Genomic DNA, 12749 nt, shown 5'->3' on the forward strand with positions numbered 1-12749 from the left:
AAGCCGCCGCCGGAGCCGCCCGGCGGGGGCGGCGCCTCAGTCCGCGTACAGCGCCGCCGCCCGCGCCGCCGCCTCCGCGAAACGGCGGCGCAGCGCGGGCGGCTCCAGGACCTCCGCCTCCGGGCCAAGCGCCAGCAGCTGGGCGTACGCCACCTCGTGCGACTCGACCGGGAGGGTCACGGTGAGCCGGCCCCCGGCGTCCGGCGGTCCCGCCGCCTCCAGCGCCTCGCGGGCGGCGGCGGGGTCGGCCACGTGCGGCAGCAGGCGGGCGCCCTGCTCCGACAGGCGCACCACCGCCTTCGCGCGCAGCAGCGAGCGCGCGAACTGCTCGGCCCGCTCCGCCCAGAAGGCGGGGAGGTCGAACTCCTCGTCGCGGTCGTAGCGGTCGGCGCCCGGCTCCACCGAGGTGAAGCGGTCGATCCGGTAGACGCGGTACGCCCCGGCTTCGGGGACGCGGGCGCACAGGTACCACACGCCCGCCTTCAGCACGAGCCCGTAGGGCTCCAGCTCCCGCTTCACGTCCGCCTCCCGGCGGCGGTAGCGGGCGACGACCCGCCGGTCGTCCCACACGGCGTCCGCGACGGCCGGCAGCCACTCGGGCGTGCGCGGCTCGGCGAACCAGGCCGGGGCGTCCAGGTGGAACCGCTGCGCCGCCGTCCGCGAGGCGTCCCGCAGGGACGGCAGCAGCGCGGCGGACACCTTCAGCCGGGCCGCCGAGGCCGCGTCCTCCAGGCCCATCTCGCGCAGCGCGCCCGGCACCCCGCTGAGGAACAGCGCCTCCGCCTCACCCCGGGCCAGGCCCGTCAGCCGGGTGCGGTAGCCGCCGATCAGGCGGTAGCCGCCGGTCCTGCCGCGGTCGGCGTACACCGGGACACCCGCCTCCGACAGGGCCTGGGCGTCCCGGGCGATCGTCCGCTCGGACACCTCCAGCTCCCGGGCCAGCTCCGCGGCGGTCATCGACGGCCGGGACTGGAGCAGCAGCACCATCTTGATCAGGCGGGCAGCGCGCATGGACTCATCATGCCGCGCGCCGCCGGCACCGCACGGCGGCAGCCGGGGGAGGAGGGCGCGTACGGCGAGGGGCGCGGCGGCCGAAGCCACCGCGCCCCTCGTCACCCCTCCCGGTCCACCGGAAGGGGATCACAGATCACAGGCCGTAGCGCTCGCGCGCCTCCTTCACGGCCGTCGCCTTGACCTCGCCGCGCCGGGCCAGCTGGGCCAGCGCCGCGACGACGATCGACTGCGCGTCGACGCCGAAGTGGCGGCGGGCCGCCTCGCGGGTGTCGGAGAGGCCGAAGCCGTCCGTGCCCAGCGAGGTGTAGTCCTGCTCGACCCACTGCGCGATCTGGTCCGGGACCTGGCGCATGTAGTCGGAGACCGCGAGGACCGGGCCCTCGGCGCCCTGGAGCGCCCGGCGCACGAACGGCACCCGCTCCTCGCCGCGCAGCAGCGCCTCGTCGGCCTCCATGGCGTCGCGCCGCAGCTCGGTCCAGGAGGTCGCGGACCACACGTCGGCGGCCACGCCCCACTCCTCGGCGAGCAGCCGCTGGGCGTCGAGGGCCCAGTGGATCGCCGTGCCGGAGCCGAGGAGCTGGATGCGCGGGGCGTTCGCCGGCGCGGTCAGGCCCGCGGTCTCCGCCGTGTTGAAGCGGTACAGGCCCTTGACGATGCCCTCGTCGATGCCGGGGACGGCCGGCTTCGCGGGCTGCGGCAGCGGCTCGTTGTAGACCGTCAGGTAGTAGAAGACGTTCTGGTCCTCGCCCGGGGCCGCCTCGCCGTACATCCGGCGCAGGCCCTCCTTGACGATGGCCGCGACCTCGTAGGCGAAGGCCGGGTCGTACGTCAGCGCCGCCGGGTTGGTGGCCGCGATGACCGGGGTGTGGCCGTCGGCGTGCTGCAGGCCCTCGCCGGTCAGCGTGGTGCGGCCGGCCGTGGCGCCGATCAGGAAGCCGCGGCCGAGCTGGTCGCCGAGCTGCCACATCTGGTCGGCGGTGCGCTGCCAGCCGAACATCGAGTAGAAGATGTAGAACGGGATCATCGCCTCGCCGTGCGTCGCGTACGCGGTCGACGCGGCGATGAAGTCGGCCATCGAGCCGGCCTCGGTGATCCCCTCGTTGAGGATCTGGCCGTCCTTGGCCTCCTTGTAGTACATCAGCTGGTCGCGGTCGACCGGCTCGTACGTCTGGCCCTTGGGCGAGTAGATGCCCAGCGACGGGAAGAGGCTCTCCATGCCGAAGGTGCGGGCCTCGTCGGGGACGATCGGCACCCAGCGCTTGCCGGTCTCCTTGTCGCGGACCAGGTCCTTGACCAGGCGGACGAAGGCCATGGTGGTGGCCACGTTCTGGGAGCCGGAGCCCTTGTCGAAGGCGGCGAACGCCTTGTCGGCGGGGGCGGGCAGCGGGGCGAGCGCGTGCGTGCGGCGGGCCGGGGCGGGGCCGCCGAGGGCCGCGCGGCGCTCCTGGAGGTAGCGGACCTCGGGGGAGTCGGCGCCCGGGTGGCCGTAGGGAACCTGGCCGTCGGCGAAGGCGCTGTCCGCGATGGGCAGCTCCAGGAGGTCGCGCATCTCCTTGAACTCGTCCACCGTCAGCTTCTTCATCTGGTGGTTGGCGTTCTTGGAGGCGAAGCCCTTGCCGAGCGTGAAGCCCTTGACCGTCTGCGCGAGGATCACGGTCGGCGCGCCCTTGTGGGACAGGGCCGCCTTGTAGGCCGCGTAGACCTTGCGGGCCTCGTGGCCGCCGCGCGAGAGGTGGAAGCACTCGAGGATCTTGTCGTCGCTCAGCAGCTTCGCCATCTCGACGAGCGCCGGGTCCTTGCCGAAGAAGTCCTCGCGGATGTAGGCCGCGTCGCGCGTCTGGTACGTCTGCACCTGCGCGTCGGGCACCTCGCGCAGGCGGCGGACCAGGGCGCCGGTGGTGTCGAGCCGGAACAGCTCGTCCCAGGCGGTGCCCCACAGGGTCTTGACGACGTTCCAGCCGGCGCCGCGGAACTGGGCCTCCAGCTCCTGCACGATCTTGAAGTTGGCGCGGACCGGGCCGTCCAGGCGCTGCAGGTTGCAGTTGATGACGAAGGTCAGGTTGTCCAGGCCCTCGCGGGAGGCGAGCGCCAGGGCCGCCGTCGACTCGGGCTCGTCCATCTCGCCGTCGCCGAGGAACGCCCACACGTGGGAGTCGGAGACGTCCTTGATGCCGCGGCTGGTCAGGTAGCGGTTGAAGCGCGCCTGGTAGATCGCCGACAGCGGGCCGAGGCCCATGGAGACGGTCGGGAACTCCCACAGCCAGGGGAGGCGGCGCGGGTGCGGGTAGGAGGGCAGGCCGTTGCCGCCGGCCTCCTGCCGGAAGTTGTCGAGGTGCGCCTCGGTGAGGCGGCCGTCGAGGAAGGCGCGGGCGTAGATGCCGGGGGCGGCGTGGCCCTGGACGTAGAGCTGGTCGCCGGAGCCGTCACCCTCCTTGCCCCTGAAGAAGTGGTTGAAGCCCGTCTCGTAGAGCCAGGCCGCGGAGGCGAAGGTGGCGATGTGGCCGCCGACGCCGTACTTGCTGCCGCGGGTCACCATCGCGGCCGCGTTCCAGCGGTTCCACGCGGTGATCTTCCGCTCCATCTCCTCGTCGCCGTCCACGGTGGGCTCGGCGGCGGTGGGGATGGTGTTGACGTAGTCCGTCTCCAGGAGCTTGGGCAGCGCGAGGCCGTTGCCCTCGGCGCGCTCCAGCGTGCGCCGCATCAGGTACGCGGCGCGGTGCGGCCCGGCCGCCTGGGTGACGGCGTCCAGGGAGGCCTGCCATTCGGCGGTCTCCTCGGGGTCGCGGTCCGGGAGCTGGTCGAGCTCGCTCGGCTGGATAGCGGTGGGGTCGGTCATTGCGCCGCCTTCCGGATGCGGAGGGGGGTTCCCTCGTCGGTAAGGGGTTTGGGGGTGCCCTTGGTCTTTGGCAGGACAGGGCGGCGGGCTTGGTGGAAGCCCGTCGAGGACTGTAACTCCGTGATCGATGATCGATCAAAGGGTTGACCAAGAAAACTTCTTGATCGCGACAAAGTAGGCACCGGGTGCCTTCCCATTAGGCACCCGGTGCCTTGTTTTCGAAGGATTCTCGCAGGTCGTGGCGGGTTCGAGCGAATCCGCGGCTTGCCGCGGGACGCCGTCCGGCGGTTTCGGCAACCGATGACCGGTGCTTTTCGCCCAGGCTCGTCCGGCGCCCCTCACGCACGCGGCGCGCAGCCCAGGACGTGCGCCTTGACCAGGTCCGCGATCAGCGGGTCCCGCCGCCGGAACGCCGCCACGAGCGCCTCGTGCTCCTCCGCGTACGACTGCTGCACGGTGCCCAGCCAGCGGATGGACAGCGCCGTGAACACCTCGATGCCGAGGCCCTCCCAGGTGTGCAGCAGGACGGAGTTGCCCGCGGCCCGCACCAGCTCGCGGTGGAAGGCGACCGTGTGGCGCACCTGCGCCGTGCCGTCCGCGTGCCGGTCGGCCTCGTAGAGCGCGGCCACGTGCGGCTCCAGGGCCGAGCAGTCCTCGGCCAGCCGGGCGGCCGCCAGCTCGGCGGCGATGGCCTCCAGACCGGCCCGCACCGGGTAGCTCTCCTCCAGGTCCGCCGCCGTCAGGTTCCGCACCCGCACGCCCTTGTTGGGTGCCGACTCGATCAGCCGCAGGGACTCCAGCTCGCGCAGCGCCTCGCGCACGGGGGTCTGGCTGACCTCCAGCTCCGTGGCGATGCGGCGCTCGACGATGCGCTCGCCCGGCTTCCAGCGCCCGCTGACGATCCCCTCCACGATGTGCTCGCGGATCTGTTCGCGCAGCGAGTGGACGACGGGCGCGGTCATGGAGGCTCCTTCGGCGGGGACGCACAGGACCCGAGGGCGTTGACTTCTAGACAATAAAGCCGTATCGCCCCGGTGCAGACCCGCGCGGGGGCGCTCGTCCACAGGTGAGACGAGGCGCACACGCCCCCGTCCCGCTCGTCCCTTTCGTACGCGGAGCCGGGCCGGGCGGACGGCCGCCGGACACGGCGGTGCCCCCGCCCGGACGTCCGGACGGGGGCACCGCGCACACCTGGCCCGAGGGGTCAGAGGCCGAGCTCGACCTCGAACTCGCCCGCCTCCAGGATGGCCTTGACCGTGGTCAGGTAACGGGCCGCGTCGGCGCCGTCCACCAGACGGTGGTCGTAGGAGAGGGTCAGGTAGGTCATGTCGCGGACGCCGATGACCGTGCCCTCCTCCGTCTCGATGACGGCCGGGCGCTTGACCGTGGCACCGATGCCGAGGATCGCGACCTGGTTCGGCGGCACGATGATCGTGTCGAACAGCGCGCCGCGCGAGCCGGTGTTGCTGATGGTGAAGGTCGCGCCGGCCAGCTCGTCCGGGCTGATCTTGCTGGCCCGGACCTTGCCCGCCAGCTCGGCCGTGGCCTTGGCGATGCCGGCGATGTTCAGGTCGCCCGCGTGCTTGATGACCGGGGTCATCAGGCCCTTCTCCGAGTCCACCGCGATACCGACGTTCTCGGTGTCGAAGTAGGTGATCGTGCCCTCGGCCTCGTTGATCCGGGCGTTGATGACCGGGTGGGCCTTCAGCGCCTGGGCGGCGGCCTTGACGAAGAACGGCATCGGGGAGAGCTTGACGCCCTCGCGCGCCGCGAACGCGTCCTTGGCCCGGGCGCGCAGCTTCATCAGGCGGGTGACGTCGACCTCGACCACCGAGGACAGCTGGGCCTGCTCGTGCAGGGCCTTGACCATGTTGTCGCCGATGACCTTGCGGATGCGCGGCATCTTGACGGTCTGGCCGCGCAGCGGGGAGGCCTCCAGGGAGGGGGCCTTCCTCGCCGAGGGGGCGGCCTGGGCGGGAGCCGCGGCCGGGGCCGGAGCGGCCTTCGCGGCCTCGGCGGCGGCGACGACGTCCTGCTTGCGGATGCGGCCGCCGACGCCCGTGCCCTTGACGGAGCCCAGGTCGACGCCGTTCTCGGCGGCGAGCTTGCGCACCAGCGGGGTCACGTACGCGCCCTCGCCACCGGAGGCCGCGGCCGGAGCCGGGGCCGGAGCGGCGGGAGCCTGCGCGGGGGCCGGAGCCGGAGCGGGGGCGGCGGGCGCCGGCTCGGAGGCCGGGGTGCGCTGCTCCTGCGGGGCCGGGGCGCTGGGCGCCTGCGGGGCGGCCGGCTGGGCCGGGGCCGCGGGGGCGGCCTGGGCCGGGGCCGCCTGCTGCGGGGCCGGAGCCGGGGCGGGAGCCTCGGCCGGGGCCTGCGGGGCCTCCTGCGGGGCGGCGGCCGGAGCCGCGCCCGGGGCGCCGATGACGCCGAGCTTGGCGCCCACCTCGGCCGTCTCGTCCTCGTTGACCGTGATCTCCAGGAGCACACCGGAGGTGGGCGCCGGGATCTCGGTGTCGACCTTGTCCGTGGAGACCTCGAGCAGCGGCTCGTCGGCCTCGACGGAGTCGCCCACCTCCTTGAGCCAGCGGGTGACGGTGCCCTCGGTGACCGACTCGCCCAGCGCGGGCAGGACGACGTCGGTGCCCTCGGCGCTGCCGCCGCCGGAGGCGGCCTCGGCGGTCGGGGCCGGGGCGGGGGCCTCGGTCTCGGTGGACGGCTTGGCCTGCGGGGCCTCGGGGGCCTGCTCCTGCCGGGCCGGAGCCTGCTCCTGCTGGGCCGGGGCGGCCTCGGCGGCCGGGGCCGGGGTCTCGGCCGGGGCGCCGGAACCGTCGTCGATCACGGCCAGCTCGGCGCCGACCTCGACGGTCTCGTCCTCGGCGACCTTGATGGAGGCGAGCACGCCGGCGGCCGGCGAGGGGATCTCGGTGTCGACCTTGTCGGTGGAGACCTCGAGCAGCGGCTCGTCGGCCTCGACACGCTCGCCCTCGGCCTTCAGCCAGCGGGTGACAGTGCCCTCGGTGACGCTCTCGCCGAGCGCCGGAAGGGTTACGGAAACCGCCATGGTTTCGGTTGCTCCTTACGAAAGTGCGGAAGTCTTGTCGTCGCCCGAGGGCTGTCAGTCGTGGGAGTGCAGCGGCTTGCCGGCCAGGGCCAGGTGGGCCTCGCCGAGCGCCTCGTTCTGGGTCGGGTGGGCGTGGATGAGCTGCGCGACCTCGGCGGGCAGCGCCTCCCAGTTGTAGATCAGCTGGGCCTCGCCGACCTGCTCGCCCATGCGGTCGCCGACCATGTGGACGCCGACCACGGCACCGTCCTTGACCTGGACGAGCTTGATCTCGCCCGCGGTCTTGAGGATCTTGCTCCGGCCGTTGCCCGCGAGGTTGTACTTCAGCGCGACGACCTTGTCCGCACCGTAGACCTCCTTGGCCTTGGCCTCGGTGATGCCGACGGAGGCGACCTCGGGGTGGCAGTAGGTCACGCGCGGCACGCCGTCGTAGTCGATCGGGACGGTCTTCAGGCCGGCCAGGCGCTCCGCGACGAGGATGCCCTCGGCGAAGCCGACGTGCGCGAGCTGGAGGGTCGGGACGAGGTCGCCGACGGCCGAGATCGTCGGCACGTTCGTACGCATGTACTCGTCGACCAGGACGTAGCCGCGGTCCATGGCGACCCCGGCCTCCTCGTAGCCCAGGCCCTGCGAGACCGGGCCGCGGCCGATGGCGACCAGCAGGACCTCGGCCTCGAACTCCTTGCCGTCGGCCAGGGTGACCTTGACGCCGTCCTGGGTGTACTCGGCCTTCTCGAAGAAGGTGCCCAGGTTGAACTTGATCCCGCGCTTGCGGAAGGCGCGCTCCAGCAGCTTGGAGCTGTTCTCGTCCTCGACCGGGACGAGGTGCTTCAGGCCCTCGACGATGGTGACGTCGGTGCCGAAGGACTTCCATGCGGAGGCGAACTCGACGCCGATGACGCCGCCGCCCAGGATGATCGCCGACTTCGGCACGCGGTCCAGGACGAGGGCGTGGTCGGAGGAGATGATCCGGTCGCCGTCGATGGTCAGGCCCGGCAGCGACTTCGGCACGGAGCCGGTCGCCAGCAGGACGTGGCGCCCCTGGACCCGCTGACCGTTGACGTCCACCGAGGTCGGGGAGGACAGGCGGCCCTCGCCCTCGATGTAGGTCACCTTGCGGGAGGCGATCAGGCCCTGCAGACCCTTGTACAGGCCCGAGATGACCTCGTCCTTGTACTTCTGGACGGCGGGGACGTCGATCCCCTCGAAGGTGGCCTTGACACCGAACTGCTCGCTCTCGCGGGCCTGGTCGGCGATCTCGCCCGCGTGGAGCAGGGCCTTGGTGGGAATGCATCCCTTGTGCAGGCAGGTGCCGCCGACCTTGTCCTTCTCGATCAGGGCGACGTCCAGACCCAGCTGCGCCCCGCGCAGGGCCGCGGCGTAACCACCGCTACCACCGCCGAGGATCACTAGGTCGAAAACGGTGCTGGCGTCGTTCGCCACGTCACGTCCTCCATGCATTGCGCCGTACGCCGGTCTCCACTGACCGGGCGGCGGCTGGTGTCCGGCCGCTCTTTCTTCGGCCCTGTGGTGGGGGCCCTGTCCTGCCGAGAACCCATCTTCGCACTTGTCGGGGACAGGTGGGACGCGGGGCCGGTGTGTGGACGTGTGATCGCTCACGTGACCGCCCGCGTGCGGGGAGCGCGGGCGCGCGGCGAGGCGCGGGTCCCGCCGGACGCGGAACGCGGCGCCGCGGGCCGGCTCCGGGCGCGTGGGCGCCCGGAGCCGGCCCGCCGGTGCTCAGCCCAGGTCGCCGGCGGCCGTCAGCTCGGCGAGCCGGACCAGGGTGCGCACCGCGGAGCCGGTGCCGCCCTTCGGGGTGTAGCCGAAGGGGGCCTGCTCGTTGAAGGCCGGGCCCGCGATGTCCAGGTGGGCCCACGAGATGCCCTCGCCGACGAACTCGCGCAGGAACAGGCCGGCCACCAGGCCGCCGCCCATGCGCTCGCCCATGTTGGCGATGTCGGCGGTCGCGGAGTCCATGCCCTTGCGCAGGTGCTCGGGCAGCGGCATCGGCCAGGCCGGCTCGCCGACCTCCTCGGCGGCCTCGTGGACGGCGGTGCGGAACGCGTCGTCGTTGGCCATGATGCCGAAGGTGCGGCTGCCGAGCGCGAGCATCATCGCGCCGGTCAGGGTCGCCACGTCGACGATCGCGTCCGGCTTCTCCTCGGAGGCCATCCACAGCGCGTCGGCCAGGACCAGGCGGCCCTCGGCGTCGGTGTTGAGCACCTCGACGGTCTTGCCGCTGTACATGCGCAGCACGTCGCCGGGGCGGGCGGCGGAGCCGGAGGGCATGTTCTCGGCGAGCGCCAGGTAGGCGGTGACGTTGACCTCCAGGCCGAGGCGGGCGGCGGCCACGACCGCGGCGAACACGGCGGCGGCGCCGCTCATGTCGCACTTCATCGTCTCGTTGTGCCCGGCCGGCTTGAGCGAGATGCCGCCCGAGTCGTACGTGATGCCCTTGCCGACGAAGGCCAGGTGCTTCTTCGCCTTGGAGGAGGTGTACGACAGCTTCACCAGGCGCGGGGGCGTGGCGGAGCCGGAGCCGACGCCGAGGATGCCGCCGTAGCCGCCCTTGGCCAGCGCCTTCTCGTCGAGCACCTGCACCTTCAGGCCGTGCTCCTTGGCCACGGTCTGCGCGATGGCGGCGAAGGCCGGCGGGTTGAGGTCGTTCGGCGGGGTGTTGATCAGGTCGCGGGCGCGGTTGAGCTCCTCCGACACGGTGACGGCGCGCTCGAGCGCGGCCTTGTAGGCCTTGTCGCGCGGCTTGCCGCCCAGGAGCACGGCCTCGCCGAGCGGGGCCTTGCCCTTCTTGGCGGCGTCCTTCCCGCCGTTCTCCTTGTACGCGTCGAACACGTACGCGCCCAGCAGGGCGCCCTCGCCGATCACGCCCGCGTCCGCGGCGTCCGCGACCGGCAGGGCGAAGGCGGCCTTCTTGGCGCCGACGAGCGCGCGGGCCGCGGACCCGGCCGCGCGGCGCAGGGCGTCCGCGTCGAAGGAGCCGTCCTTCTCGGGGACCGCGCCCAGGCCGACCGCCACCACGACGGGGGCCTTGAAGCCGGAGGGGGCCGGCAGCTTCGTCACCTCGCCCTCGGCGCCGGAGGCGCCGAGGGTCTCCAGGACACCGGCGAGCTTGCCGTCGTAGGCCTTGTCCACGGCCTCGGCGCCCGGCGCGACGACCGGTCCGTCGGTGCCCTTGGCGACACCGACGACGATCGCGTCGGCCCGCAGGCCCGACACCGCGGAGGTACTGAGAGTGAGAGCAGTCACGGTGGTGAAATCTCGCTTCCATTGAGTTGCTGTGGCCGGAGGGTGGGTCGACCGGGCCCTGAGCAGATCATGGAAACCCTAGAACGGGGCGATGAGACAGCCTGGACCGGGCCGGAGCGGTGCCCAGGACGAGCCTACGCGCGGGGTCGGGTTTCGCGGCTGCGCCGGAGCGGTTCGTTCCCGTGCGGCGTGGTGGCCGCGTTCCGTTGTGTGACGTCGTGTGCCCGGGAGCCGGGCGCGGATTCCCATGGGACCACGGCGGCGTCCCCCGTGTCCGCGCGGTACGCCGTACGGGGTGCCCGCGTCCCGTACGGCGGCGCACCGGGCTTCGGCTGACGGCCCGTCAGGGGCGGGGGCGGGGCCTCAGGGGCGCAGCGCCATGACGACCAGGGCGGCGGTCGCGGCCGTCTCGGCGAGGCCGCCGAAGACGTCGCCGGTCACCCCGCCGAAGCGGCGGGTGCAGCGGGCCAGCAGGAGCTCCGCGGCGCCGCAGGCCGCGACGACGGCGAGCGCGGCCCGCGCCGCGCCCCAGGGGCCCGCGAGCGCGCCCGCGCCGGCGGCGGCGCACACCACCACGGCCGCGGTGGCCAGCGCCGCGGGCACCGGGACCGTGCCCGCGACGGCGGCCCCCAGCCCTTCCGGGCGGGCCGGGGGGACGCCCGTGCGCGCGGCGAGGGTGAGGGCGAGCCGGGCGGCGACCGCCGGCACCACGGCGGCCAGGGCGCCCCACGCCCACGACGCCTCGTACGCCCGGGAGAGCGCCGCCACCTGGGCGAGCAGGACGAGGACCAGCGTGACGACGCCGAACGGGCCGATGTCGGACTGCTTCATGATCCGCAGCGCGTCCTCGGCGGGCCTGCCGCTGCCGAGGCCGTCCGCGGTGTCCGCGAGGCCGTCGAGGTGCAGTCCCCGGGTCAGCACGGCCGGCACCGCCGCACTCGCCACGGCGGCGAGCAGCGGGCCGGCGCCCAGGGCCAGCGCCAGCAGTCCGGCGGCGGCCGAGCCGAGGCCGACCACGAGCCCCGCGACGGGCGCGCACACCATGCCGCCGCGCGCCGCCCCGCGGTCCCACCTGGCCACCCGCACGGGCAGCACGGTGAGGGTCCCGAAGGCGAAGCGCAGGCCGTCCGGCCAGGGGTTTCTCGACACGGGCGCAGGCTACGCCACGGCCGGGGCGGGGCCGGTCCGCGGCCTCGGCCCGGTGCACGGGGCGAGTGGCCGGGGTGCCGTCCGCCGGGGGAGGGCGGTCCCGTGGCGCGGTCCCGGGCCCGCCCGTCGCCCCGTGCCCTATGCGGCGCCCGAGGGGTTCCCGGCGTCCGGCGCCTCCGCCGTCTCCGGCTCCTCCACCGCTTCCGGCGTCTGGGGCGTCTTCGTCAGGGCCGTCGGGGCCGGGTGCTCGGGCAGTTCCGCCGACAGGGCGGCCGCCGCCTGGACCAGGGGGAGGGCGAGCAGGGCGCCCGTGCCCTCGCCGACCGTCACGCCGTGGTCGAGGAGGGGTTCGAGGGCCATCCGGTCCAGGGCCTTGGCCTGGGCCGGCTCCCCGCTGGCGTGACCCGCCAGCCACCAGTCCGGGGCCCGGAACGCCACCCGCTGCCCGACCAGCGCGCACGCCGCCGACACCACGCCGTCCAGGATCACCGGCATCTTCCGCACGGCGCTCTGCAGCAGGAACCCGGTGATCGCGGCGAGGTCGGCGCCGCCCACCGTCGCCAGCAGCCGCAACTGGTCCCCGAGCACCGGACGGGCCCGGCGCAGCGCGTCCCGCACCGCCGCGCACTTGCGCATCCACGCCAGGTCGTCGATGGCCCGCCCGCCGCGCCCGGTGACCACCGAGGCGTCGGTCCCGCACAGCGCGGCGACCAGCACCGCCGCCGCCGTCGTCCCGCCCACGCTCAGGTCGCCGAGGACGACCAGGTCGGTGCCGGAGTCGGCCTCCTCGTCGGCGACCGCCATGCCCGCGCGGACGGCGGCCTCCGCCTCCTCCAGGGTCAGCGCGTCCTCGACGTCGATCCGGCCCGAGCCCCGGCGCACCCGGTGGCGCGTCACCTCCTCGGGCAGCCCCGCCGGGTCGCCGTCGAGCGCCATGTCCACCACGCGCACCGGCACGCCGAGCCGCCGGGCCAGCACCGCCACCGGGCTGCCGCCGTCGAGCACGTCCCGCACCAGCCGGCCGGCCGTGCCCGCGGGGCGCGCCGACACGTCCAGTCCGGCGACGCCGTGGTCGCCCGCGAACAGCACCACGCGCGGGTGCTCGATCGGCCGCACCGGCACGGCCGCCTGCGCCGCCGCCAGCCACTCACCCAGTTCGTCGAGCCGGCCCAGGGCCCCGGGGGGCACGGACAGCCGTTCCCGGCGGGCCTCGGCGTCACGGCGCACACCACCGTCCGGACGCTCGATCAGATCGGTGAAGTCGTCGAGATTAAGCGAGCTCATTCGCCGAACAGTACCGGCCGCGATCGAACACGGTCCCTGACGGGCCGTCAGGGGCGCGGAGGGGGAGGAAAGGCCCGCGTGCGCGGCGGTCCCGGCCCCTCCCGTCCCGCCGGCGGCGGCCGCTCCCGGCCCCCGGCCCGC

The 12749-nt window shown here is 74.1% G+C and carries 8 protein-coding genes; all 8 read right to left on the minus strand.

Annotation, left to right across the window (positions count from 1 at the left end):
• Positions 1 to 36: 36 nt before the first annotated feature.
• Entirely contained in the window at positions 37 to 1011 is a 975-nt protein-coding gene (locus tag IE271_RS01905) for a helix-turn-helix transcriptional regulator (protein WP_190188315.1), read from the minus strand.
• 136 nt (positions 1012 to 1147) lie between these two features.
• Positions 1148 to 3850 (minus strand): pyruvate dehydrogenase (acetyl-transferring), homodimeric type, encoded by a 2703-nt coding sequence (aceE, locus tag IE271_RS01910; protein ID WP_190188316.1) that lies wholly within the window; start codon positions 3848 to 3850, stop codon positions 1148 to 1150.
• A 338-nt stretch (positions 3851 to 4188) separates the two neighbouring features.
• Entirely contained in the window at positions 4189 to 4812 is a 624-nt protein-coding gene (locus IE271_RS01915) for a GntR family transcriptional regulator (RefSeq protein WP_190188317.1), read from the minus strand.
• A 242-nt stretch (positions 4813 to 5054) separates the two neighbouring features.
• On the minus strand, positions 5055 to 6908 hold the full coding sequence (gene sucB / locus IE271_RS01920) for a 2-oxoglutarate dehydrogenase, E2 component, dihydrolipoamide succinyltransferase (protein WP_190188318.1): 1854 nt from the start codon (positions 6906 to 6908) through the stop codon (positions 5055 to 5057).
• A gap of 54 nt (positions 6909 to 6962) precedes the next feature.
• Entirely contained in the window at positions 6963 to 8351 is a 1389-nt protein-coding gene (gene lpdA, locus IE271_RS01925) for a dihydrolipoyl dehydrogenase (protein WP_190188319.1), read from the minus strand.
• Between the two features lie 297 nt (positions 8352 to 8648).
• The gene (locus IE271_RS01930; RefSeq protein ID WP_190188320.1) at positions 8649 to 10175 is read right to left on the minus strand and encodes a leucyl aminopeptidase; all 1527 of its coding nucleotides are present in this window, start codon (positions 10173 to 10175) and stop codon (positions 8649 to 8651) included.
• Between the two features lie 363 nt (positions 10176 to 10538).
• A complete protein-coding gene (locus IE271_RS01935) occupies positions 10539 to 11324 on the minus strand; it encodes an adenosylcobinamide-GDP ribazoletransferase (RefSeq protein WP_190188321.1) in 786 nt (261 codons plus the stop codon).
• 138 nt (positions 11325 to 11462) lie between these two features.
• Complete coding sequence (gene cobT / locus IE271_RS01940; protein ID WP_190188322.1) at positions 11463 to 12608, minus strand: nicotinate-nucleotide--dimethylbenzimidazole phosphoribosyltransferase; 1146 nt, start codon at positions 12606 to 12608, stop codon at positions 11463 to 11465.
• Between the last annotated feature and the right edge of the window lie 141 nt (positions 12609 to 12749).

Source organism: Streptomyces minutiscleroticus, from assembly GCF_014650875.1.
GTDB lineage: Bacteria > Actinomycetota > Actinomycetes > Streptomycetales > Streptomycetaceae > Streptomyces > Streptomyces minutiscleroticus.